At 48.5% G+C, this 22,019-nt stretch carries 19 protein-coding genes; 3 read left to right on the top strand and 16 right to left on the bottom strand.

The window, feature by feature from the left end:
* Positions 1-8 precede the first annotated feature (8 nt).
* The 11 genes from PH235_RS06915 to PH235_RS06865 all read right to left on the bottom strand — a co-directional run bounded on the left by PH235_RS06915 (position 9) and on the right by PH235_RS06865 (position 9,780).
* Positions 9-665 (bottom strand): GntR family transcriptional regulator, encoded by a 657-nt coding sequence (locus tag PH235_RS06915; protein ID WP_272161631.1) that lies wholly within the window; start codon positions 663-665, stop codon positions 9-11.
* A 45-nt stretch (positions 666-710) separates the two neighbouring features.
* Positions 711-1,841 carry a 5-(carboxyamino)imidazole ribonucleotide synthase gene (gene purK, locus PH235_RS06910; protein WP_272161630.1) on the bottom strand — a complete coding sequence of 377 codons (1,131 nt, stop codon included), beginning with the start codon at positions 1,839-1,841 and terminating at the stop codon, positions 711-713.
* Positions 1,842-2,055: 214 nt separating this feature from the next.
* Entirely contained in the window at positions 2,056-2,676 is a 621-nt protein-coding gene (locus tag PH235_RS06905) for a glycoside hydrolase family 73 protein (RefSeq protein WP_272161629.1), read from the bottom strand.
* A gap of 37 nt (positions 2,677-2,713) precedes the next feature.
* Positions 2,714-3,565: a M15 family metallopeptidase gene (locus tag PH235_RS06900; protein WP_272161628.1), complete on the bottom strand. Its 852-nt coding sequence runs from the start codon at positions 3,563-3,565 to the stop codon at positions 2,714-2,716.
* Between the two features lie 145 nt (positions 3,566-3,710).
* The gene (locus PH235_RS06895; protein WP_272161627.1) at positions 3,711-4,247 is read right to left on the bottom strand and encodes a hypothetical protein; all 537 of its coding nucleotides are present in this window, start codon (positions 4,245-4,247) and stop codon (positions 3,711-3,713) included.
* A 149-nt stretch (positions 4,248-4,396) separates the two neighbouring features.
* Complete coding sequence (locus tag PH235_RS06890; protein ID WP_106449281.1) at positions 4,397-5,050, bottom strand: CBS domain-containing protein; 654 nt, start codon at positions 5,048-5,050, stop codon at positions 4,397-4,399.
* 3 nt (positions 5,051-5,053) lie between these two features.
* A complete protein-coding gene (locus PH235_RS06885) occupies positions 5,054-5,722 on the bottom strand; it encodes an ABC transporter ATP-binding protein (RefSeq protein ID WP_106449384.1) in 669 nt (222 codons plus the stop codon).
* Between the two features lie 37 nt (positions 5,723-5,759).
* Positions 5,760-6,533: an ABC transporter ATP-binding protein gene (locus PH235_RS06880; protein WP_106449282.1), complete on the bottom strand. Its 774-nt coding sequence runs from the start codon at positions 6,531-6,533 to the stop codon at positions 5,760-5,762.
* Positions 6,533-7,519 (bottom strand): branched-chain amino acid ABC transporter permease, encoded by a 987-nt coding sequence (locus tag PH235_RS06875; protein ID WP_272161910.1) that lies wholly within the window; start codon positions 7,517-7,519, stop codon positions 6,533-6,535. Before PH235_RS06875 ends, PH235_RS06880 begins: the two co-directional genes overlap by 1 nt.
* Positions 7,520-7,528: 9 nt before the next feature.
* Positions 7,529-8,407, bottom strand: a complete 879-nt coding sequence (locus PH235_RS06870) for a branched-chain amino acid ABC transporter permease (RefSeq protein ID WP_272161626.1) — start codon at positions 8,405-8,407, stop codon at positions 7,529-7,531.
* A 224-nt stretch (positions 8,408-8,631) separates the two neighbouring features.
* Positions 8,632-9,780: an ABC transporter substrate-binding protein gene (locus PH235_RS06865; RefSeq protein ID WP_272161625.1), complete on the bottom strand. Its 1,149-nt coding sequence runs from the start codon at positions 9,778-9,780 to the stop codon at positions 8,632-8,634.
* A 403-nt stretch (positions 9,781-10,183) separates the two neighbouring features.
* Between PH235_RS06865 and PH235_RS06860 the strand changes: the two genes are divergently transcribed.
* The gene (locus PH235_RS06860; RefSeq protein WP_272161624.1) at positions 10,184-10,690 is read left to right on the top strand and encodes an FUSC family protein; all 507 of its coding nucleotides are present in this window, start codon (positions 10,184-10,186) and stop codon (positions 10,688-10,690) included.
* Between the two features lie 63 nt (positions 10,691-10,753).
* On the opposite strand, the gene PH235_RS06855 is transcribed toward PH235_RS06860, so the two are convergent.
* From PH235_RS06855 to PH235_RS06845, 3 genes are all read right to left on the bottom strand, one after another.
* A complete protein-coding gene (locus tag PH235_RS06855) occupies positions 10,754-14,569 on the bottom strand; it encodes an FtsX-like permease family protein (protein WP_272161623.1) in 3,816 nt (1,271 codons plus the stop codon).
* Between the two features lie 15 nt (positions 14,570-14,584).
* Positions 14,585-15,286 (bottom strand): ABC transporter ATP-binding protein, encoded by a 702-nt coding sequence (locus PH235_RS06850; RefSeq protein ID WP_086629329.1) that lies wholly within the window; start codon positions 15,284-15,286, stop codon positions 14,585-14,587.
* A 230-nt stretch (positions 15,287-15,516) separates the two neighbouring features.
* A complete protein-coding gene (locus PH235_RS06845) occupies positions 15,517-16,044 on the bottom strand; it encodes a nitroreductase family protein (RefSeq protein ID WP_272161622.1) in 528 nt (175 codons plus the stop codon).
* Positions 16,045-16,399: 355 nt separating this feature from the next.
* On the opposite strand from PH235_RS06845, the gene PH235_RS06840 reads away from it, so the two are divergent.
* Complete coding sequence (locus tag PH235_RS06840; RefSeq protein WP_272161621.1) at positions 16,400-17,665, top strand: NAD(P)/FAD-dependent oxidoreductase; 1,266 nt, start codon at positions 16,400-16,402, stop codon at positions 17,663-17,665.
* A gap of 61 nt (positions 17,666-17,726) precedes the next feature.
* Here PH235_RS06840 and PH235_RS06835 read toward each other — a convergent pair whose 3' ends face one another.
* Positions 17,727-18,911: a class I SAM-dependent rRNA methyltransferase gene (locus PH235_RS06835; RefSeq protein ID WP_272161620.1), complete on the bottom strand. Its 1,185-nt coding sequence runs from the start codon at positions 18,909-18,911 to the stop codon at positions 17,727-17,729.
* Complete coding sequence (locus PH235_RS06830; protein ID WP_272161619.1) at positions 18,908-19,561, bottom strand: VanZ family protein; 654 nt, start codon at positions 19,559-19,561, stop codon at positions 18,908-18,910. The genes PH235_RS06835 and PH235_RS06830 overlap by 4 nt, the downstream gene beginning before the upstream one ends.
* Positions 19,562-19,823: 262 nt before the next feature.
* Here PH235_RS06830 and PH235_RS06825 point away from each other — a divergent pair, with 262 nt between their 5' ends.
* Positions 19,824-22,001, top strand: coding sequence for an LTA synthase family protein (locus tag PH235_RS06825; RefSeq protein WP_272161618.1), 2,178 nt, complete (start codon positions 19,824-19,826; stop codon positions 21,999-22,001).
* Positions 22,002-22,019 lie beyond the last annotated feature (18 nt).

Genomic DNA, 22,019 nt, shown 5'->3' with positions numbered 1-22,019 from the left:
TTGTCGGGCTATTGGGCCAGGATGTCGTTCGTGTCTTTCAACGTTTCGAAGAAGATGATGATGTATTCGCCCATCTTGTCGTAGTCCTTATTGCGCATACAAACCGCTATTTCCTTATATAAGCCGAGCAACTGTGCTTCACTTTGATAACGTTCTTCATCCATCAGATCACTGTTGTCGGAATAAGTGTTATGGATGTCGCGGGCTGTCGTCATGATCACTTTCTTCAGGAACTGATTTTCACTTTTGGCGATGAATGTCTCAAAGATTTTGTATTCATTCTTGAAATACCCCGCAGCATCCCGGTAATTCAGATACTCCTCTTGTTTTTCAAGTATCTTTTCAAAAACCCTGTAATCCAAGAAAATGTCGTTTTCCTTCAGATATTGCAGGTAGTTCATGATAAGACCGGCGATCAGTTCCAAGCGTTCCAGCAGGCCTTCATTTGAGATTTTCTTCTCGGCTACGATATAGCCTTTGTAAGTGATGGATTTCACTAATCCTTCTTCCTCCAGCAAAAGCAGCGCTGTGCGGATCGGTGTCCGGCTCATGAACAAGGCTTCCGAAATCAGTTGTTCGGTTATTTTGGTTCCCGGAGGCCAGCAAGTGCTGTCGATTTTGTCTTTTATGTAGTCGTATGCTTTATTGAATAGTCTATCCTCCATGAATTGATTCCTTCCTTCATATAAGAGAGCGGACACCTGTTTCCGTTACTCTGTAGATTCTAACAAGCCGTTTTCTTCCAGTTCGTTGATGAGGATATCCGGGTTGTCACCCAATAATGTGACGTGTCCCATTTTCCGTTTCGCGCGGTGTTCTTTTTTTCCGTAAAAATGGAAGTGCCAATCCGGTTTGGTCAACAGCAAAATCAGTGCTTCATCAAGTTTTTCTTCCATGATGTTGAACGTCACGCTTGTATCGTACAGCTGAATTTCTGGAATGGGCAACCCACAGATGCAACGGACAAGGATTTCATATTGAGAGATGCTGCAGCCGTCCAACGAATAATTGCACGAATGGTGTGGACGGACGACTAAACGGTTCACATAGAGGGAACCCGACGACGTCATGAATGTTTCGATCGTCAAAATGCCGGTCAGATTCATGGCCTTCGCAGCCAGCTTGCCGATATGCTCCATCTCTTTTTGGATATTTCCGCCTACGCGTGCAGGCGTGATGGTCTTCACAAGTTTTTGCTCCTGGTATACCGTCTCCGTGACGGGGAATGACGTGAACACATTGTTCGCGTCCTGTGCGACTGTAATGGTCAACTCCATCTCGAATGGGATCCACGCCTCCAAAATGCACGTTCCTTTTTTCAGCAAGGCTGACGCCCTTCCGAAGTCCTCCTCGCTGTACAAAAGATGCTGGACCGGTGTGGCCGCTTCCACACGGATCGGCTTCAGCACACACGGGAAGCCTATACTTTTGACAGCCTCTTCCATGTCTTCGATGGCGGTTATCGTCGCGTAAGGCGTTACATTTATGTTCAAGGATTCCAAAAATGCTTTTTCGATCAACCGGTCTTGGGTGATGGAAAGGCTGTCCGGATCCTGCGGTATAGCGATATAAGGATTGATTTGCGTCAGCAACATCGTATCCACGGCTTCGGATTCAAAGGTCAGCACGTCCGATTTTGCCGCGAGATCCGTCAGCGCATCGAAATCCGTATATTTCTTGGTTATCTGCCAATCAGCTATTTGCCCAGCCGGACAGGCAGGATCGGCGTCCAAGATGCCTATTTGGTAGCCCATTTTTTTGGCTTCCAAAGCAATCATACGGGCGACATGTCCTCCGCCAATAATACCGATTGTTTTCCCGGGTAAAATTTGATTCGGCATGTGATCACACTACTCTCTTGGATTTTCATTAGAATTTTGTTAAAAAAGTCTTTACCAAATCATTTTATCACTATATTCGACGAATGTCGCCATGCAAAAACTGCCTGTTTGTAGAATTTTCGAGAGAAATAAGGGTAGTTGAGCCAAAAAACGCGCGACATTAGGTTACCTCCTCAAAAGGGCCAATCTGTCCGCGCGTTTCTGTTTGTATGCTTCAACTATCATATTCATAAAGTGCATGCTGTTCGATGACTGCTATCAGCTTGGCCGCATAATCCGGATCGGTCGCATAGCCGCAATCCTGGAGAGCCTGGGCCGCTTCCTGATAGGTGGTTGCCTGCAGAACCGGCGCGTATTGGCTCGGATTCCAAGTGGTGCCGTTGACGAACAGCAACGCATGGTCCTGGACCGATTCCGTCCAGCTGCCGTAGACCCTGAAGTTTGCTTGAATGCTTACCCACTGGCCGTTGTAGTATTCATTGGTCGTCAAGAGAACCGTATTTCCCGGGTTATCACCCTTCATGCCGTAAAGATTGTTGTAAACGGCAGACAGTTCGCTCTCTCCCCAATCCGATTCGAGGATTGCTTGCGCGATGCTGATGCTGGCGTGGACACCATATGCTGCTTGCATCTGCTGTGCGGCAGGGGCGACAGTGGCGATAAAGCCGTTCCCCTGATTACTGCTGTACTCCGGGATATCCGGAACAATTGTAGAAAAATCGCCTATGAACGACAGACTTGCCATAAAACTGATCAACAGGAAAAATAAAATCTTGATTGCTTGAGCGGATGCCGATTGCGGTTTTTTCCGAGTCCGCTTTCTCTTTCGTGCCATATGTTCCTCCATCTATTTGGTTGTGCTGCTTTACCTGCTATTGTTTGCTGTTTCCTAGCACTTCATTTTGCTTCAGAATCTCTACGTATTCCTCCAACGTCAGATTGTTTTCGGTCATGTAAATGGCATTCTCGACGCCTACATACCGAAAATGCCACGGTTCAAAATTGATGCCGGTGATGGCTTCTTTCTCTTTTGGGTAACGCAGGACGAAACCGAATTTGGGTGCATTTTCTTCCAGCCACAGCCCCTCAGGATAATTCTCCAGATCCTGAAGCAAGCCGGAGCCGCCTTCTTGATTCGCTAACGCAGTCGATGTGATGTCAACCGCGAGTCCGGTTGTGTGTTCGCTGGCATTGGGCAAGGCAATAAATTCTTCCGTCTTTGAGTGCGCCTCTTCTTCAGTCAAACCTGAGGCCAGATAATTTTGATAGTTAACGTCGTAGTTTGCTTGCTGTTGCTCGATGGAGCGGTACCCTGAAATCATCGTGAAATCCATTCCGGCGACTTTCCCGGCTTCCAACAGTGCCAAGTATGGGTCCTTTATCCTGCTGTCGATCTGATAGCCGCTCTCGGTCAGGTAAAACTCCGTTGCGATTTCTGCAGCAAGCTGATTTTCCCTGTTCACCAAAACCAGATTCCAATCAGTTAAGGAAGAGGCCGGTGTCACGATAACTTTGGACTCGGCTTCATCGACTGCAGCTTCGGAAGAGGCTTGCGATTCTTCGGAATGATTGCTTGTTGTCGAATCCTGCTGACTGTTTGATGGTTCATCGTCATCGGTTGTGCACCCTGTGAAAAAGAGCATCGCCAGCAAGAGCCCCACAAGGAAACGCAGTCTTTGTGCGTACCTCTCAGGTGTTTGGGAGTATTTTTTATTCGTTTCCATCTTCTACCCTCTTCTGGTCTGTAATTTTTTGTTATGCCTATTTTAGCACAAACCCCAGTCAATCCACACCCAAAAAGTAAGCCTACGCTCAAATCCAAACGAAAAGCCAAGATAGTATCATCTCGGCTTTCCAGTTTATATTCTGTTATTCAGTAATTTGTGTGATGGTATCCGGTGTATTTTCATTGAACCATTCCAGCAGATTGATTTTTTCCGAATCGATCTGATGGCGGATGATGCTAGGCAAGCGCAGATCGATGATATCTTTGTAACTCCAGAAATCATAATTGCACTCAAGCCGGAGCGTGGTGATTGCCGGTCTATGGATTTCTGAATCATGGACGGTCTCATCGGTAGTGTACCATTTGAAATCGGCCAAATCCGTCGCTATCCATTTTTTCGCGACTTGATATTTCAGGAAATGATATTCTCTTACAGGGTTCTCTGCCACTTCGGGTAGAATTTCAGCATTTCGACAAACTTTCTGGACAAGCATCCATTCATAATCGGTGAACAATTTTGAAATGATCTGCATGTTCTCTGGTTTTAAACCATGCTCTCCTTTTTTCCAGCGATCCCAGCTCTGCGGCGAGATCCCTAGTTGATTGGCATAAAAAGCTTTTTCACTGACATATTGCTCTTTGATCGTATACAAGACAATTGTTATAAGTGCATTATTCATTTATGTAACCTCCAATCTATCATGTTCTTATTATACACTTATTACGTGATAAAAGAAATAATTTGCTTAAAAAAACCGCCCACTCCGTTTATGTTGGAGTGAGCGGTTTCTGCTTTTGTTATATTTCGCGAGGAGAATAGCAAAGAATCCTATACTCTCTCAGGTTTATAAATAATCGATCCGATCTCGTAGCCGTGTTCTTCCAGTCTGGCACGGATTCCGTCGATGTCTTTGCTTTCCAATTGGATGACGACCTGGACATAGCCCATTTTGCGGTAAGTCGCGATCTGTTGGATGTTGATGTTCTCATCGGAGAAGATATCCGTCAGGTCTTCGAGGACGCCTTTTTTGTCTTCATGGATATTGACGACAACGCGGACGCCCGGTGTGTAGTAGCCCAGCACATCGATGAAGGCAGAGAAGATATCCTTTTCGGTGATGATGCCGATCAGGCGGTTGCCTGCCTCGACGACCGGCAATACGCTGATGCCATTCTCGCGCATCATTACGGCCGCTTCTTCCAAAAGAGCTTCCTTGTTGATCGTCACGACGCGTTTTTCCATGATGTCGGCCACTGTGGTTTTGTTCAACAGATAGTTGACTTCATGCATATCCAAGCTGGTCATACTGGAAGGTGTATTGCGTTCGATGATGCCCTCCGTGATCAAGCCCACGATGGTCTCGCCTTGAACGACCGGCAGACGGTGAATCTTGTGCTCTTTCATCATATCCAAAGCTTCGATGATTTTTGTTGAAGGTTGAATCGTTACTAAATCCGTTGACATATAGCTTTGTACATCCATTGTTTAGCCTCCTAAGTAAGCTTTCTGAACTTCGTCACTTGCTAATAATTCTTCCCCGGTTCCGGTCAATACGATATTTCCCGTCTCCAATACATAGCCGCGATTCGCGATTTTCAGCGCAACGTTGGCGTTCTGTTCGATCAGCAGGATTGTCGTGCCTTGTTTCTGGATATCCTGGATGATATGGAAGATTTCCTTGATGAAGATTGGCGCCAGCCCCATCGAAGGCTCATCCAGAAGCAATAGCTTCGGCTTCGTCATCAAAGCGCGGCCCATCGCCAACATCTGTTGTTCCCCGCCGGATAGAGTGGCCGCATCCTGATTTTTTCTTTCTCGCAAAATCGGGAAACGTTCGAATACTGCTTCCAGATCACCGGCAAGGTTCTGTTTGTCTTTGCGGGTGAAGCTTCCCAGATCAAGGTTTTCCTGTACGGTCAAACCTTTGAATACATGGCGGCCTTCCGGAACTTGGGCGATCCCTTGTTCAACGATTTTTCTGGTCGCCACATTATGGATAGGTTTACCCAAATATTCGATTTCGCCTGAAGAGGGCTTCACCAACCCGGAAATCGTACGCAAAATGGTGGACTTCCCTGCTCCGTTGGCTCCGATCAAAGTCACGATTTCGCCTTCATTCACTTCAAAGCTGATATCTTTGATGGCTTGGATCATGCCATAATGCACAGATAGATTTTTTACTTTCAGCACGTTAGTCGCCTCCTAGATAAGCCTTGATTACGGCTGGATTTTTTTGGATTTCTTCCGGTGTTCCTTTGGCAAGCAGACGGCCGTATTCCAACACATAGATTCTTTCGCACACATTCATGACCAAGGACATATCATGCTCGATCAAGACGACTGTGATTTTGAAATCTTTCTGTATTTTGCGGATCAAAGCGGTCAATTCCGCAGTCTCTTGCGGATTCATGCCGGCTGCAGGCTCATCCAGGAAGAGGATTTTCGGATTCGTCGCCAAAGCACGGACGATTTCCAAACGACGTTGTTCGCCGTAAGGAAGATTTTTCGCCAAAACATCATATTTCTTTTCCAGTTCGAAAATGGCTAACAGTTCCAAAGCTTTTTCGCGCATTTCAGCTTCCTTGCGGTAATAAGTCGGCGTGCGCAGCAAGCTGTGGAAAGTATTCTCACCCATAGTGCTGTGCATCGCAATCAGTACATTGTCGATGACCGTCAATTCCTTGAAGAGGCGGATGTTTTGGAAGGTACGCGCCAAGCCGAGATCCGTAATTTTGTAAGGCGCCTTTCCGTTCAACAACACTTTTTTGTTGTCGATTTCCAATTCGATTGTGCCTTCTGTCGGAACATAAACACCGGTCAGTAAGTTGAAGAAGGTCGTTTTGCCAGCACCATTGGGGCCGATCAGACCGACCAATTCATTTTCTTCGATCGCAAAATCGACATTGGATACCGCGGCCAAACCGCCGAAGTTTTTGGTCAATTCTTTTACTTCTAATAGGCTCATTATTGGACCTCCTTCTTAGCAGAATCTTTTTTCCCAAAGCGCTTCATCAAAGCGGACATCGTGAATTCGCGGTTGCCCAATAATCCGCCTGGACGGAATACCATGATGGCGATGATGGCCAGAGCGTAGAAAATCATCCGCAGCTCGCCGAACGCTTGCAGATACGTGTTCAGGACACCCAACACAACGGCTGCAACGACTGTGCCGGTTACACTGCCGATACCGCCGAACACAACGATGATCAGTACGTCGATCGATTTTTGGAAAGTGAAATCGCCCGGAGTGATTACGCTGAAATAAGTGCCGTACATGGAGCCTGCGATGCTGGCAGTCGCCGCACCGATCATGAAGGCGATGACTTTGTAAGTCGTTGCGTTGACACCCATCGACTCGGCAGCGATCTCATCTTCGCGGATGGCGATAGTCGCACGACCAGGGCTGCTGTTGATGTAGTTTACTGTAAGGGTAGTCGTTACGATCAGTATCACGAACAAGACCATGATGAAACCGGTATTCGATTCGAAAGGGAAAGAGATGCCGCTGATTCCGCGCGCACCATTGGTTAGTTCACCCATATTCAGAATCAGGATACGGATAATTTCCGCTACCCCCAATGTCGCAATCGCCAAATAGTCTCCTTTCAGACGGAGCGTCGGTATTCCGACAATCAAAGCCACAATGATGGAGATGATCATGCCCACGAACAAGCCTACAAAGAAGCCAGCCAAGCCTTCCATCCTATCGCCGATGATGGCGCCACTATAGGCACCGATTGCCATAAAACCGGCATGTCCCAGTGAGAACTGTCCGGAAAATCCAATAACCAGATTCAGTCCGATCGCCAGGATGATGTTTATCAAGATTGTAACTAAAGTGATTTGGTAGAAGGGAGAAATCATATTTGTGCTGACGCCGATGAACAGTACGACAGCCATCACAGCGATAAGAATGAGCCAACCTAGATTTGTTTTATTGAATTGTTTCATTTTTATCACCTACACTTTCTCTTTTGTATTTTTCCCGAAGATTCCGGAAGGTTTGACGATCAGGATGATGATCAGGATCAAGTACACGACTGCATCTTTGAACATCGATCCGCCATAAGCGCTGACCAAAGTCTCGATGATTCCGATGACATAACCGCCGACCATGGCTCCAGGGATGATGCCGATGCCGCCGAACACTGCCGCAACGAAGGCTTTCAGACCTGGTGTGACACCCATCAATGGCGAGATCGAATTATAATAGATTCCGACCAACACGCCTGCAGCTCCGGCTAAGGAAGAGCCTAGGACGAACGTAAAGGAAATGACGTTATCCACGTTGATCCCCATCAATTGTGCTGCTTCAGGATCGGTACTGACTGCCCGCATCGCTTTTCCCATCTTTGTGTACTTTACGATGACCTGCAGAGCGATCATCAGAATGACCGTCGTCAGGAAAATCAGGATTTGCTGCGAGTTGATGGTCACGCCGCCGAATGTCCAATTCCGGACTATCAACGCTGTCGGGAAGGCCTTCACCTGCGGCCCCATTATATAAATCATGACATTTTGCAATAAATACGAAACTCCGATGGCTGTAATCAGCGTCGCTACCCTTGTTGCGCCCCGCAACGGTTTGTAGGCGACCTTCTCGATGACCACCCCTAAAATGGCACAAAAAATCATTGAAATCAGAATGGCTGGGAAAAGGCCGAGGCCAACGTTTTGGATCAAAGCATATCCAAGGTACGCGCCCACCATATAAATGTCCCCGTGGGCAAAGTTAATCAATTTGATGACGCCGTATACCATGGTGTACCCTAGCGCAATCAAGGCGTAGATACTTCCCAACGATATACCGTTTATCAGCTGTTGAACTAAATTTTCCATTTTACACCTCTCTTTTCTTCTGCTATGCAGAAGTTTTTCTTTCATTATACTGTATTGTTCGCCTATAGTTTACTATTATTCACGCACGATGAGGGATTCTCTAATGATGAGGTTAAACATAAAGAAAGGTGCTAAGCAAATTCTGCCAGCACCTCATTGTGTTACTTTAGAATCAAACGGTCTATTCAGGTTTCAATGCCGCAATGTTGTGCGCCAGGCTATTTTTATTTAGCTGGTTCCACAACAGAGTTGCCGACTTCTACACCATCTTGTAATTCAATAACGAAAGCGGATTTGATAGGGTTGTGGTTCTCGTCAAATGAGAATGTACCCGTTACTCCTTCGAAATCTTCAGTTGCCGCTAAAGCATCTGTAATTGCTTGAGGATCTGTGCTGTCAGCAGTCTGGATTGCGTCGAATACTAATTGCGCAGCATCGTAAGCCAAAGCTGCGAATGAATCTGCAGGTTTGCCGTACTCTGCTTCAAAAGCAGCCAAGAATTCTTGTACTTTAGGGTCTTCACTATTCGGAGTGAAGTGGCTAGCGTAGAATACATTATCAACGTTGTCGGCACCTGCCAATTCAACCAATGTTGAGTTAGCGAAGCCATCCGGTCCAAGGATCGGTTGCGTGATTCCCATTTCGCGGGCTTGCTTGATGATCAGTCCGCCTTCTTCATAGTACCCAGGCAAGAAGATGACATCATAATCCATTTTCGCAATGTTCGTTAAGATCGCTTTGAAGTCTGTGTCGCCGGCTGTGAAGTTTTCTTCCGCTACGATTTCTCCTTCAAATGTTTCTTTGAATGCATCCGACAAGCCGATTGCGTAGTCAGTGGAGTTATCCACTAAGATGACAGCTTTTGTAGCTTGCAGATCTGTTTGTGCGAACTCAGCCAAAGCTTTACCTTGGAAAGAATCTTGGAAACATACGCGGAATACGTATTCCAACACGGAATCGCCATCCATTGTTACGCTATCGCCTGTAGCAGCAGGAAGGATTGCTGGTACTTTTGCTCTTGTGACTGCTGGAGATTGCGCATTTGCTGCACCCGTTGTAGCAGGTCCCAGGATTGCGACAACATTATCTTCAGTAGCTAAACGTGTCGCAACCGATGTGGATTCTGAAGGCTCGGATTTATTATCGTAAGATACGTATTCAATCTGTTTGCCCAATAAGCCATCTGCAGCATTCTGTTCTGCAACGGCCATTTTGATCCCTTGATCCATCAGCGTACCGTATGCACTCGCACCGCCTGATAATTCGAAGTTACCACCCAACTTGATTGTATCGCTCTCTTCTGTCGTCGCGCCATTGCCGCATGCTGCAAGTACGAATACAGATGCCAAGCCCATCAATAATTTCTTTTTCATCTAAATAATCCTCCCCATCTCACTATATGTTAATAATTCGTTGCAAATCCAAAGAAAAGGCCCTCATCCTTCTCCTTAAAATTTAATGTCATTAGTATAGAATATTCTGACAATTTAAGCAACCCAATTTTGTCCTTTTTTGGCAAAAAGCGAATGTTCTTTTTTTACCCTACCTCAAAAAGGCGCCGTTGCAACAAAACCAATCAAATGGCTTGCCTGGCAAAGGACATTTTCCGTCCAAAAAAACTGCTCTTTTATTCTCATTTTCCGGAAAGTCATACTGAACAAAACCGCAAATGCAGGTGTATTATTTGCACAATAATACGAAAATGACTTGATTAAAATTCAAAAATGCTTATGATTGAGATAATATTTCATTTTGAGAGGAAGTGCAGTACTTACTATGTTCCATTTGGATAAGGAGAAGTTCCGCGTAGGCATGCGTACGACCAAATCCGGCGTTGCTGTCGGGTTTTGTGTCCTGCTGTTCAAATTATTGGACCGAGGTTCTCCTATGTTGGCCGGTTTGGCGGCAGTCTTTGCTTTGCGTGAAGATTGCTCGCAGTCACTCCATCATGGACTCCGTCGTGTCGGAGGCAATACTGTCGCCGGTATCCTCGGTGTCACCTTGATTGCCATCAAAGATTTTCTGGGACTGGATTTTTCTGTGGATTTCTTTGGAACGATCATCGCCGTCATCATCCTGATCATGGTCTGCAACATCTTGGACATGTCAACGGCTATCGTCGGTGCGACAGCGACCTTCCTTGTCGTTTTCTACAATATAAATGACACCGAAAAAATCACCTATGCCATCCAAAGGGTACTGGACACAGTCATCGGCACTTCCATCGCCATCGGGGTCAACTACCTGCTGCCTGGTGCGCCTCAAACACCATCCGAAAACTGAGCAACTGCAGAAGAAAAACGCGCAAGCCGCCATCTATTGGCTGCTTGCGCGTTTTTTCTATACTTATTCGACTGACTTCAACGCTTCAATCATGTCCACTTGTTTCAGCTTGCGGTGCATGATCAGCATGACGACGCTTGAGAACAATAACGACAGCAGGCCTGAGTAAAGGTAACTGATCGGCATGATGGTCGGCGGGAACATCATGAAGTCGATTTCCACCATTTTGAGAACGACTGAGCTCAAAATTTTCCCGAGAACAAACCCGAACAGAATGCCCAACAACGTTAAAATCAAGGACTCCCTGTAGATATACATGCTCACTTCCACATCATAGAACCCCAAAACTTTGATGGTCGACAATTCCCTGATCCGCTCCGATACGTTGATGTTCGTCAGACTGTACAGGACAACGAAAGCCAATGCGGCTGCCGACACAATCAATACCAACGTGACGATATCAAGACTCCCTAAGGTTTCAGCGAAGCTGCGGTCGACAGAATTGATGAACGTCACCAGTGCGACAGCCTCTTCTCCCATCGCTTCGGATCCGAAGCTCCTCTCCCAACTTTCCGGTTCTTCAAACAGCAACAAATCCGTTGTCGGTTCCGCGGCTTGGATGAAAACTTCTTCGTAAAGGGCTGGCGTCAAGTAAATATAATGGTTGACGTAATTCTCGGTGACAGCCTGGATCGGAACCTGATAGGTCTGCATTTCATCATTCCGGATTTCGATGCTGTCTCCAGGTTCGACGCCTGCCAAATTCGCCAATTTTTCCGAGATGATGGCTCCCTCATCCGTCAGCGCGATCGGTTCCTGAGTTGAACGGTCACGCAGGCTGATAAAATCCGAAAGATTTTCGGTTCCCAATGGAGAAAAAACCGTTACGTTCTGCAGGTTCACACCTTTTTTATCCAGCTTATAGCTCTCCTGGACGACTTTGAGATGGTCCGTGATTTCAGTGGTCGCAGCGATCAGTTCATCATAGGAGGCGATTTCTTCCTCGCTTGCTTCCGGACGCATCGCCGTGATTGCATTATAGCGCATCACATCATTGAACTGTGTGTCCGCCAAGCCGGAGATGGAATTTTTGATGCCATATCCGGTCAAAATCAAGGCGGTGCAGCCGGCCACACCCAGTATCGTCATCATATTGCGGGCTTTGTAGCGCAGCAAGTTCCGTACCGTTATCTTCGAATTGAAGCTCAGGCGATCCCAAACAAACGTCAGTCGCTCCAAAAGAACCCGTTTGCCGTTCTTAGGCGCTTTCGGCCGCATCATCGCAGCCGGATTTTCCCGGAGCGACGTATGGGCAGCCCATGCTGCCGGGCCGATGGTGCAGAGCAGCGCGATAGCTATGGAAATCAGTGCATAGGACAGGTAATAGGTGATCTTTACGGGAGGCAGGCTGTACATGGACCCGTAGGCATCAAAGATGACCGCAGGGAAAATATTATAACCGGCCACCAAACCGAGGGATGTCCCCACGATGCAGGCGATCGCTGCATAGATCAAATATTTTTTGGCGATGTCGAAATCGCTGTAACCGAGGCCTTTCAGCGTCCCCATCTGCTGGCGCTGTTCATCCACCATCCGGGCCATCGTCGTGAAGCTCACCAAGGCAGCGATCAGGAAGAAAAACACCGGAAAAATCTCTGCGATGGCCGAGATGCGGTCGGCATTGTCGCGAAATTCCTGATAACCAGGATTGCCTGACCGATCCGTCACATAGTAGACAGGGTCGATCAGATCGGACAAGGCTTGTTTCGCTTCCTCGACCTGCCGTTCCCCATCGGCTATCTCGATTTCTGCATCGGTCCGCTCAGCTGTGAAGGTGGCCATGCCCATTTGATACTCTGCTTCGCCCTGCTGGATTTCCTGCCAAGCTTCAGCAAGGGCCTGTTCACCGCTCGCACGTTGGCTTTCCAACTCGGCCCAGCCGTCGTTGATCTGTGCCTGCCCGTCCTCCAGTTGGGCCAAGGCCGACGCCAATTCCAATCTGCCGTTCCCCAACGCTGCCCCTTGTTCGGCGAATTGGGCATCTGCGGCTGCGATCTGGGCTTCGGCATCAGCCATGAATGCCGCAATTTTTTCTTCCAGCAGCTGTTGTTGCCCCAGCAATTCTTCTCCTCTGGCAGCCAGCTCGGCTCCTGCTTCCTCCAAGAGGCGCTGTTCTTCCAGAAGAGCGGCCTCTTCACTGGCCCGTTCCGTCTGGAAAGCCGCGGCAGCTGCGGTTAAGCCTTCTTGCCTGCTTGCTAAGGCGGTACCCGCTTGCTCCAGTTCGCTTTGGCGGATGGCCAAATCCGCTTCGGCTTGCGTTAGTGTGGCCTGTTCTGCATCCAAAGTTGCCTGTTGATCGGCCACTGCTGCTAAGCGTTCCGCAACGCTCGGGTCCGTTTCCGGATCCAAAGCTGCCAATACTTCCCTTTCAGCATCGATGGCGGCTTGCCTTGCCGAGAACTCCGCTTGTTTGGTTGCTTTTTCAGTTTGGAAGGCTATCATGTCAGTGGTGAAGATTGTCAGTTCGTTCTGATAGGTTGCCGCATCGGTCTCCAGACTTGTCTGCTCGGCCAAAAGCAGTTCGCCTTTTGTCGCCAATGCGGTTGCCCGTTCCTGCAGCTCCACACCCTTGGCCTCCAGTGAGGCTTGGGTTGCTTCAACTTCGGCTTGCCCATCCAATAAAGACTGCGCCAAATCAGCGATTTCGCGGCCTTCTGGTGTATCGGGCAGGCTCGCCAGCAACACATCCGATGAAGCGTCCGAACCGGTTTGTCCTTGCAGGGAGTCTTTCTGCGACTCCCAGGCTATTCTCGCCTCATCGTATAGCGCTTTGTTTTCCAGATAAGTCGCCAAACCTGCGCGGTATTCGGTCATGCCCGCATCGATTTCAGCCTGGCTGGCAGTTAAGGTGTTCTCGGCTTCTGCGATCTCGTCCAGAAACAACAAGCGGTTTTCTTCATAGGCCGCCGTGCCGTCATCCAATTGTTGCCGGGCATCCTGCAGTTCCTGCTCGGCTTCCGCAAGTTTGTCTTTCCCTTCCTGCAGTTCATCTCCCGCATCTTTGATTTTCCGCTGCCCTTCCGCACGGATTTCGTTGATGCGCTCCAACGGTCTCCCGTTCAAGGCGAGCTCCACTTCATCGGCCAGGTCGTCAACCTGATCGTCATAGCTGTCCGTATAGCCGGTTTCCGCCGCATCGGGAGCAATCGTCAGGTAAGCCTCCGTGTAGATGCTGCCGAGCATGTCCGAATCGGCCACGACAACGAAAGCATCCAAGCTGCCTTTCCCGACGTTCGTAGAGCCGCGCATCATCGTTTCGATGTACATCGGCGAATCGACGAAACCGACGACCGTGTATTCCTGCTCTTTCAAGGAAATGCGATTTTCCTTTTCCTCCTCGGTGAGCCCTTCCTCGGATTCATGACGGAAGCTGATCGTATCCCCAAGCTGATAAGTATCCATCAGATTCTGTTTCGCATCCAAAGCGATTTCCCCGCTTGTCTCCGGCAATCTGCCGTCGACGAGCGCATATTCATTGACCGGATCCGCACCGCTTTGCAACGGGAATACTTTTACGAGGAAGTCACTGCCTTCCATTTCGATATCCACCGTTCGCATCGGATGGACAGCCAGATCGTCCGTTTTAGCCAGAATGGCGATGTCCGCTTCTTCCAATCCGTAAGTGGACAGCACCTTCAGGTCATACAGGTTATTTTCTTCATAATATTGGTTGGCGGTATCCAGCATATCCGGACCCGCCGCTTTGATGCCGGCAAAGAAGGCCACCCCCAAGGTGATGATGGCCAAGAGCGCGAGGAAGCGCGCCTTACTTTTGCCTATCTCTATCCAAATGTCTTTCCGGAGCGCCTTCTTCTTCATCGTCGTCTCCCCCTCCTACCATTCGATTTCTGATACTGGTTTGGGATTCGGATTTTCATGGACTGCCCTTACTTTGGCATTGTTGATTTCGATGATCCGGTTCGCCATGGCTGCGATGGCTTGGTTGTGCGTGATGACGATGACTGTCGTTCCGGTATCGAGGCACGTATCCTGCAGCAACTTGAGCACTTGTTTGCCCGTTTCGTAATCCAGGGCCCCTGTCGGCTCATCGCAAAGCAACAGCTTGGGCTGCTTCGCCAAAGCGCGGGCGATGGCGACGCGCTGCTGCTCGCCTCCCGAGAGCTGCGCCGGGAAGTTGTCCATCCGCTCGCCCAAGCCTACTTCCCGCATGACCTCGGCGGCGTCGCGGGCATGCGGGGATATCTGCGAGGCAAGCTCCACGTTCTCCTTCGCCGTCAGGTTAGGCACCAGGTTATAGAATTGGAAGACGAAACCAACATCCCGCCTTCTGTAGGTCGTCAAGGCTTTTGAAGTGAATTGGGAGATGTCCACCCCGTCGATGCTGATGTGTCCTTCATCGGCATCGTCCATCCCTCCAAGAATATTCAAAACGGTGGATTTGCCGGCTCCACTGGGCCCCAGTATCACTACAAACTCTCCTTCGTTGATGTCGAAGCTTATTTTGTCGTTGGCTGTGATCCGTGTTTCGCCCATCTGATAGAATTTGCTGACATTCTTTAAGGAAATGTACGCCATCATGTATCCCTTCATTTCTTGATTGATTTGTATTTTGAAGCTTTCCGGAAAAATTATCCGCAATTCTGCAATATAGTTAACTGTTTTATTAGTACAATCGTATACAAAAGCGCGCCGAAATGCAATCGGGGTCTTCATCTTTGGTTAAGCCCCCTCAGACGGGTATGCAAAAAACGACCTGGGAAACCTGAACGTTTCTCCTGAGGTCGTTTTTCATTGCCTGAATCGTGCTATTCGACGATATTGCTGGCGATTTTTTCCAATGTGCGCGGACGATCATGCAGATAGCCATGCGGATAGCCCGCCACCATCCCCGCGACAGGCGTGAATCCTTCCGGAATCCCCATTTTTTCGCGTATTCCTTTAGCGTCAAGCGTGCCGTCCATGATGACTCCCATCACGAAACAACTGCCCAACAGTTCAGCGGTTGCCTGCAGGTGCATATTTTCTACGATTGCGGCTGCGCTTGCGATGCTGCCTGTCTTAGCCGGTTCCTTGGCGGAAACAACGAAAAATGCAGGTGCTCCGTACAAGGGATCTCTGTCCGTATTGCCGGTCACTTCCTTCGCCGTAGATGTAATCGCTACCAAAATTTCCGAATTTTTTATGACCGTGATATGGTAATCCTCAAAGCGGCCGCGGCTGACTGGTGCATTTTGCCCAGCTTGCAGTATCAGTTCCACTTGACCTTGCGACAGCTCTAACGTTTGGTAGCTGCGTGTTGTTTGTCTCGTATGCATTACTTTCATAAAATCCATTTAAATTCCCTCACTTCTCAAAAAATAACTGTACTATATGGCTATTATACCCTTTCGGGCACAAAAAATGAACGGAAATCAAGGCCTACAGAAAAAAATCATTCTGCACGATCGCTGCTTAGCTGTTCAGCAATCAAAGCCCCGTTTCCGTCCAAGAGGGAGGAGTTCTTCTGCGGGTACAGAAGAGGAAAAAGAAACGATTATCTTTGGGTATGGACCCAGTATAGCCGCGATCTTTGAATATTTAATGAAGGAAAGCCTGTTTTTTCGTGATCATTCCGGGAAGAAAGCCGTTTTCAGATGGACATATCTGTGATAAAGTAAGTGCAGCAAAAGATCGGAGAAATTACATACTATGAAAACACGCATCATTATTGTCGGTGGAGGTTCGAGCGGTCTGATGGCGGCTTGCACCGCTGCCGAAGCAGGAGTTGAAGTGACGCTCCTCGAACAAAACCCAAGTCTCGGGAAAAAATTGCTTTTGACAGGCGGCGGACGCTGTAACGTCACCAACAATCGTCCCGAAGAGGAAATCATCCGGCATATTCCCGGAAACGGAAAATTCCTGCACAGCAGCTTTACCCAATTCAGTCAATATGACATCATGACCTTCTTTATCGAACGCGGAGTCGCCCTGAAGGAAGAGGATCACGGCCGGATGTTCCCTGTCACGGACAAAGCCCGGACTATCCTCGAAGCATTCATCGAGGAACTGAAGCGGCTGCAGGTCCAGATCCGGACCAACATCAAAGTGGAACGCATCCTGATCGAAAACGGACAGGTGACCGGTGTCCTTTTGGAGGATGGCGAAACCCTCCCTGCGGATCGGATCATTCTGGCAACCGGTGGGAAGGCACTCCCGCGCACAGGATCCAAAGGCGATGGCTATAAGTTCGCCAAGGCAGCTGGACACACCATCACGGAACTGTACCCGACCGAAGCACCGATCACATCCGATGCGGACTTCATCCGTTCAAGCGAACTGAAGGGGCTTTCCTTGCGCAATGTTGCCCTCAGCATTAAAAACAAAAAAGGCAAAACAGTCGTGTCCCACCAGATGGATATGATCTTCACCCACTTCGGCGTGTCCGGACCCGCCGCTTTGCGTTGTTCGATGTTTGTCCACCAGACCATGAAGCGCGATAAAACCGAGACCGTCACGATGTCCTTGGATGTCCTGCCGGAACTTTCATTGGGTGCGGTCGAGCAACAGTTGCAGAAGCTCATCAAGGACCAAGCGGAAAAGAGCGTCAAAAACGGCTGGAAAGACCTGATGCCGGAGCGTTACCTGCTTTTCGGTTGCAGCCAGGCCGCTATCGACCCGCAGAAGTCCCTGAAGGAATTGACGCCGAAGGAAATCAAAGCTTTCGCCGACTTCTGCAAAAATTTCTCCTTCGAAGTGAACGGCACGCATCCTTTGGATAAAGCCTTTGTCACCGGCGGGGGCGTCTCCACGAAGGAAATCAATCCGAAGACGATGGAAAGCAAACTGACGCGGGGTCTTTATTTCTGCGGCGAACTGATCGACTACAACGGCTACACAGGCGGCTACAACATCACCGGCGCCTTTGTTACAGGGCACACTGCCGGGCAGCATGCCGCTGCAGAGTTGCACGAATAAAAGCATCCATACGCAAAGAGAACGGAGCCACCTCATTTTGAGGCGGCTCCGTTCTCTTTTTTCATTTTGCCAGTTTCTTGATGATGAAGACCTTCAGGTAATCGCTGGTTTTGCTGCCTGCCGGAACAGCGAAGTCGCTCGGCAGATGGAAGGCTTCCAGGATACGGTAATCACAATGGCTGTTCTTGAAGGCTTGGGCGATGTCCTGTTTGAAATTCTTTTCCTTGTAGTTGGCGGCGTTGGAAGAAACGATCAGCGTACCATCCGGTGCGGTGATCTGGATCAGTTCCTCCAACAACTGGGTGTAATCCTTCGTGACCGAGAAAGTCCGTTTTTTGGTGCGGGCAAAGCTCGGCGGATCGATGATGGTCACGTCGTACTGCAATTCTTTGCGGATCGCGTAGCGGATGAAATCGAAGACATCCATGACATAGATTTTCTGCGCCTCGACATCCAGGTTGTTGACGGCGAATTGTTCTTTGGTGCGTTCCAACGAACGGTTGGCAACATCGACACTCGTGGTTTCGATTGCTCCGCCCATGGCAGCGGCCACCGAGAAAGCCCCCGTGTAGCTGAAGGTGTTCAATACCCGTTTGCCTGCCGCGTACCGCTCCGTCAGAGCACCGCGTACGTCGCGCTGATCCAGGAAAATGCCCGTCATCAGTCCGTCGTCCAGATAAGTCGCATAGTTGATGCCGTTCTCCTTCACGATCAGAGGCGTCGGGGCTGCTTGACCCGTGACAAAGCGGCTGATCAGGCTGTCCTTCCTTTGGTAACGGAATTTTTCATAGATGCCCTTCGTTTCCGGGAAGACCGCTTGAAAAGCAGCGATGATGGCGGCTTGATAGCGGAAGATGCCTCCGCTGTACCAGGATACCACCACAAAGCCGTCATAATGGTCGATGGTGATACCGGGAATGCCATCACCCTCCGCATTGAAAATCCGATAGGTAGTCGTTTCCGGGTCCGATTGAAGATCCGCACGCTTGCGTTTAGCTTTTTCGAACTTGTTTTTGAAGAACGCTTCATCGAAACTATCCGCGTCATCCAACGAAAATACCCACCCGACACCTTTGTTCTGTTTGGCCAAATAGGCTCTTGCTACGAATGCTTGGCGAGAATTGACGAGTTCGACGATTTCGCCCTCATTGAAGCTGAGTTCATTTGGAAAATCCTCGAACTGCAGCAAGGGATTGCCTGCCTTAATTTTTTTTTCGCTTATTTGCGTAATGATTATTTTTTTCATTGTTTTCTTCCTTTATAGTCAATTGTCCGTTCTGCACTACTGTGTTTTTTTGAAGATACCCAGATGCCGTAGCCGATTACTGCACCCAACGTATTGAAGAATACATCATCGATATGCGTCACGCCCGTCTGAAAGATGAGCTGGAGGAACTCGATCGTGGCGGAAAAAAGAAAGCCAATCGCCGTCACTTTGAGGAAACTGCATTTTTTCCTGAACAGATACGGACCCATGAAGCCCAGCGGCATAAACCAGACGACGTTCCCCCATGAATTATACCAGGCCGAAAATCCCGAGTCTCCGTAAAATAGTTTGACCGTATCCACCAATGGCAACCAATGGATCGCCGACCAATCGATTTTGTGATACTCGACGGTCCAGAAGGTCTCCTCGTTGCGGAAAACCGTCAGTTGAAGCAGCAGCACGATGTAGATAAACAGAGCATGCAGCAACCCTTCCTTATATAAGGGGATTTTTTTGCCTGTCTTGCGGTGTCTGTGCAGCAGATAGGCCGCCCGCAGGACCAGCCAAATCAAATAATACAGAATGGTCTTGTCCACGCTGTTGAAAACTAATTGTATGAGCGGAAAATGATTGACGGATGATTCCAGAGAAGCAGCCACCCACTCATAAGGCCCTTGTAAAAATATCATAATCTATGCTCACCTTTGTCAGTTTTGTTCCTTTGATCAGATACATGGAAAGACCCATTTTCTCTAAAAATCCTAAAAAAAGCAACCGTTCTTGATAAAAACTTAGGAAAAACTTTACGGTGCTTCGATTGACTATCAAAAGCATTCAGAATATAATGACACTAGCTCATTTTACATAAAATTCACAAACAACACACATTACCCTTAAAAATTCACATGAAATTTACATGTGTTCCACAAGATATCATAGGAGGTCTCTTTTTTGAAACAAAAATTAACTGAACAGTTGCAAACGCGATTCGGGTTTTTCCTGTTCGCCGTCGTCCTTTTCTGGCTGAAGACCTATTTTGCTTACCACACAGCGTTCTCTTTAGGCGTAGACGGCTGGTTCCAGCAGCTGATTCTTTTCATCAACCCGATCGCAACGACCTTATTGATTCTGGGGATTTCCCTTTTTGTGAAGAATCCAAAAAAAGGTTACCGAAGCTTGATTGCTCTGTATGTGCTGAATTCGATCCTGTTGTTCGCTAATATCGTCTATTACCGCGAATTTACGGACTTCTTGACGATCAAGACCATTTTCGGTTCTGCCAACGCAACCAAAAACCTGGGCTCCGGCGTCATCGCCATGATGCAGCCGATCGACCTGTTCTATTGGATTGATGCTTTCGTTCTCATCTTTGTCTATAAAAAATTCGTCAGCAAAAACCGCGACGAACGCAACTTCAAGAAAAGATGGGCATTTGCGACAGTCGCAGCCTCGATCGCTCTCTTCGCCGCTAACTTGGGCCTGGCTGAAATCAGCCGCCCGCAGTTGCTGACGAGAACTTTTGACCGCAACTATATCGTAAAATACTTAGGCATCAATGTCTACACACTCTATGACGGAATCAAGACAGCCCAGGCCAACCAAGTGCGCGCAAGCGCGGACAGTTCGGATATGGCTACCGTACTTGATTACTTGGATGAACATTACGCCGAGCCGAACGAAACCTACTTCGGCCAAGCGGAAGGCAAAAACGTCGTCTACATCCATCTGGAAAGCATGCAGCAGTTCCTGATCGATTTGTCGCTTACCGATGAAACAGGAACGACGGCAGAAGTGACGCCGTTCCTCAACAGCTTGTATCACAGCAGTGATTCCAACAGTTTCAGCAACATTTTCCACCAGACTGGTCAAGGAAAAACCAGTGATGCCGAACTGATGCTGGACAATTCCCTATTCGGATTGTCTCAAGGTTCAGCCTTCACACAGCTTGGCGCCGATAATACATTCCAATCGGCACCGGCCATCTTAAGCGAAAGCTACGGCTACACGTCAGCTGTTTTCCATGGCAATGTCGGCTCTTTCTGGGATCGCGATAATGTTTACAAATCTTTTGATTATGATTATTTCTTCGATGCCGACAGCAGTTACACGCTGACGGATGAAAACTCGGTCGAGTACGGGTTGAAGGATAAATTGTTCTTCCAGGAATCGGCTCAATACCTGGAGCAATTGCCGCAACCTTTCTACGCGAAGTTCATAACTGTATCAAACCATTTCCCGTTCCCTGAAGACGAGCTGAACAACACCTTCGCTTTGGATACCGGCGATGAAACGGTTGACGGTTATTTCAATACCGTCCATTATGCCGATGAGGCCTTGGCTGAGTTCTTCCAATATATGAAGGATGCAGGACTTTATGATAATACGATTTTCGTATTGTACGGCGACCATTTCGGCATTTCCAGCTCACGCAACGAAACGTTGGCGCCGATCATCGGAGCGGATGCGGACATGTGGGGTGCCTATGACGACACCATGATGCAAAAAGTGCCGTTCATCATCCATAACCCTGGTTCCGGTACCGGACAAATCAGTGATGTCTATGGCGGCCAGATTGACATCTTGCCTACCGTGATGCATCTACTTGGTGTCGATACTTCGGCCTATGTCCAACTTGGACAGGATCTGTTGTCGGCGCAAAATGAGGGAATCGTTGTTTTCCGTAACGGAAGTATCGTAACGAACGAATACACCATTCTAGGAAACAATGTATACCATACCCAAACTGGTACACTTGCTTATCAGACCGAAGAAGTGATCCAAAAAGTTGCTGAAATCCGGGCGCAAGCTGAACTGCAACTGGCCATCTCAGATCAGATCATCAACGGCGACTTGCTTCGCTTCTACACACCGGACGGATTCGTGCCTGTCGACAAGAGCCTTCACAGCTATGTGGATTCTCCAACCGAATTGGAAGAGGACATCGCGGAATTGGGCGACCTGAACACTTCCTTGTACTACACGAACAACGGCGTCTCAAGCGTTCCGCTTTATCAGACGGATGCCCCTGAGTCCCCTGCCAACCAAACCGCTGCTGAAGAAACCGTAACGGAAGAACAACCCGCTGCTGAGGAAGCCCCAGCCGAAGAACAGACAGAAACAGTTGAATAACCAAAATAGCTGCCGGAA

Source organism: Trichococcus sp. K1Tr, from assembly GCF_028309625.1.
GTDB lineage: Bacteria > Bacillota > Bacilli > Lactobacillales > Aerococcaceae > Trichococcus.
This window is presented reverse-complemented; position numbering and strand designations above follow the sequence as displayed.